This is a genomic window from uncultured Rhodococcus sp. (assembly GCF_963525155.1).
GTDB lineage: Bacteria > Actinomycetota > Actinomycetes > Mycobacteriales > Mycobacteriaceae > Rhodococcus_F > Rhodococcus_F qingshengii.
Genome location: NZ_CAURKP010000326.1, coordinates 1 through 2,898 on the forward strand (window position 1 = coordinate 1; position 2,898 = coordinate 2,898).

The following is a 2,898-nucleotide window of genomic DNA, read 5'->3' on the forward strand; positions in this document are numbered from 1 at the left end:
GTCCAAGGCGATTTCGTAGGCCGACGATCCGTCGTTGACCTTGACCACGACGATGTCGTCGCTCATGATGTCGAATTCGGTACCCGAGGGAGAACGACGGCTCTCGACCTCGATACCTTGACGATCGATCCTGGAGTCCGGGCCCGGCCGCAGACTCGACAGTTTGAAAAAGACAAAGGTGCTTTCGCCGTAGCGAATGATTCCGTGACGCCACCCGCTGTCCCCCGGGGATGGCAGAACACGAAGCAGTGCAGCGGTACCGCCACGACGCAGAACCAGCAGACGATACAGAAAAGCCGCGACGAGAACCGCGAGCAGCACAACCAGAATGATCAACACAGTCATTCCGAATGTCACTGTTCGTCGGCTCCCGTCGCGGCTTTACTCGAGTAACTTACGCGCGCTCGACGGCCCGGAGCTGACCCTTGGCGACCGCAATCGCTTCGAGGTCGCCCGAGTTCTCGGCCAAGACAGCCTTGGCTGCCTCGACGTCGATGTCCTGTGCCATGTCCGCGGACTCGGCAAGGATCGTCACCGTCGTCGCAGTGACGGAGAGAAATCCTCCGTGTACCGCAGCAACGATACGCTCGCCGTCGACCGAGGTGATCGACACGGTTCCGCCCTCGATCAGCTGGCCGAGGACCGGCTCATGCCCGGGCATGATTCCGATTTCACCCTCGGTGGTCTGAGCGCTGACCAGCGTCGCCGAACCAGACCACAAGCGCTGCTCGACGGCAACGAGTTCTACGGTCATCTCAGCCATCGTGGACTACTTCCCGGCCATCTTCTTGGCTGCAGCCTCGACGTCGTCGAGTCCACCGCAGCTGTTGAATGCCTGCTCGGGCAGGTGATCGAACTCGCCCTTGCAGACGCGGTCGAAGGCTTCGATCGTGTCGCGGAGCGGCACGACGGAGCCGGGCTCACCGGTGAACTTCTCGGCAACGATGAAGTTCTGGCCGAGGAACTTCTGGATACGACGGGCGCGGCCGACGAGGACCTTGTCCTCTTCCTGAAGCTCGTCCATACCGAGGATGGCGATGATGTCCTGCAGTTCTTTGTACTTCTGCAGAATGCGCTTGACCTCGTTGGCAACGCGGAAGTGCTCGGCACCGACGATGCCGGGCTCCAGGATGCGGGAGGTCGAGCTCAGCGGATCCACAGCGGGGTAGATACCCATCTGCGAAATCGGGCGCGAAAGCTCGGTGGTGGCATCGAGGTGCGCGAACGTCGTAGCCGGCGCGGGGTCGGTGTAGTCGTCGGCGGGCACGTAAATAGCCTGCAGCGAGGTGATCGAGCGACCGCGAGTCGAGGTGATGCGCTCCTGGAGCTCACCCATCTCGTCCGCCAGCGTGGGCTGGTAGCCCACTGCCGAAGGCATACGGCCGAGGAGGGTGGAAACCTCGGAGCCTGCCTGCGTGAAGCGGAAGATGTTGTCGATGAACAGCAGAACGTCCTGGCCCTGGACGTCGCGGAAGTACTCCGCCATCGTCAGTGCGGACAGGGCGACGCGCATACGCGTTCCGGGCGGCTCGTCCATCTGGCCGAAGACAAGGGCGGTGTCCTGGAGGACGCCCATCTCTTCCATTTCCAGGTGGAGGTCGGTGCCCTCACGGGTACGCTCACCGACGCCTGCGAACACCGAGGTGCCCGAGAACTCGCGAGCGATACGCGTGATCATTTCCTGGATCAGAACGGTCTTGCCGACGCCGGCGCCACCGAACAGGCCGATCTTTCCACCCTTGACGTACGGGGTGAGAAGGTCGATGACCTTGATGCCGGTCTCGAGGATCTCGGTCTTACCTTCGAGCTGATCGAAGGCTGGTGGCTTGCGGTGGATGCCCCACTGCTCGCCGTCGCGGCCGAGGCCGGGGGTGTCGAGGCAATCGCCCAGGGCGTTGAACACGTGGCCCTTGACGACGTCACCGACGGGAACCGAGATCGGCTTGCCCGAGTCGGTCACTGCAGTGCCGCGGACGAGGCCGTCGGTGGGCTGCATGGAGACGGTGCGGACCAGGTTGTCACCGAGGTGCTGTGCAACCTCGAGCGTCAGCGTCTTGGCGACCGAGGGAAGCGTGATCTCGGCGTTCAGGGCGTTGAACAGTTCAGGAACAGCGCCACGCGGGAATTCAACGTCCACGACGGGACCGATGACCCGCACGACGCGGCCGGCTACGGCCGAAGCCGAACCTGCCCCGTTGTTTTCGGTTACTGCTGCGGTCATGTGCTAGTCACTTCCTGCGCTCGAGGCGAGCGCGTTGGCGCCGCCGACGATCTCGCTGATTTCCTGGGTGATCTGGGCCTGGCGAGCCTGGTTGGCCTGACGGCTCAACGTGTTCACCAGTTCGTTTGCGTTGTCCGTCGCGGCCTTCATAGCTGTACGACGGGCTGCCGACTCCGATGCCGCAGCATCGAGAAGCGACGAGAAGATACGAGTGCTGACGTACTTCGGGAGAAGAGCGCCGAGAAGCTTCTCGGGCTCGGGCTCGAAGCTGAAGTCCGCGACGGGGCCATTGTCATGGTCGTCGTCGTGGCCGTTGGTCAGCATGTCGTCACCGAGTTCGATGCGCTCTTCCGACACGAAGACCTCGAGAGGAGCCATGCGGCGAACCTCGGGAGTCTGCGTCAGCATCGACACGAAACGGGTGTAGACGATATGGAGTTCGTCGACGCCCTCGATCGTGCCTTCACCGTTCGGAGCGGCAACCTGGTTACCCGAACCAGCCATGAACAGCTCCACCAGGTGGCGGCTGGCCTTCGCTGCATCCGAGTAACCCGGATCCTGCGAGAAGCCCGTCCACGCAGCACCGATGTCGCGGCCGCGGAACGTGTAGTAGCCGAGCCCCTTGGAACCGAGCACGTACACGACCGGCTCCTTGCCCTCGCTGCGGAGGAGAGCCA

The 2,898-nt window shown here is 63.1% G+C and carries 4 protein-coding genes; all 4 read right to left on the reverse strand.

Going from position 1 to position 2,898, the window contains the following annotated elements; translation table 11 throughout:
• On the reverse strand, window positions 1-345 hold a 345-nt coding region (locus RWT78_RS28965), incomplete at its 3' end, for a DUF2550 domain-containing protein (RefSeq protein ID WP_314682883.1).
• A 49-nt stretch (window positions 346-394) separates the two neighbouring features.
• The gene (locus RWT78_RS28970; RefSeq protein ID WP_003941287.1) at window positions 395-763 is read right to left on the reverse strand and encodes a F0F1 ATP synthase subunit epsilon; all 369 of its coding nucleotides are present in this window, start codon (window positions 761-763) and stop codon (window positions 395-397) included.
• 6 nt (window positions 764-769) lie between these two features.
• The gene (gene atpD / locus RWT78_RS28975; protein WP_003941349.1) at window positions 770-2,221 is read right to left on the reverse strand and encodes a F0F1 ATP synthase subunit beta; all 1,452 of its coding nucleotides are present in this window, start codon (window positions 2,219-2,221) and stop codon (window positions 770-772) included.
• Between the two features lie 3 nt (window positions 2,222-2,224).
• Window positions 2,225-2,898, reverse strand: a 674-nt coding sequence (locus RWT78_RS28980; RefSeq protein ID WP_314682889.1) for a F0F1 ATP synthase subunit gamma, incomplete at its 5' end; no start/stop codon positions are given.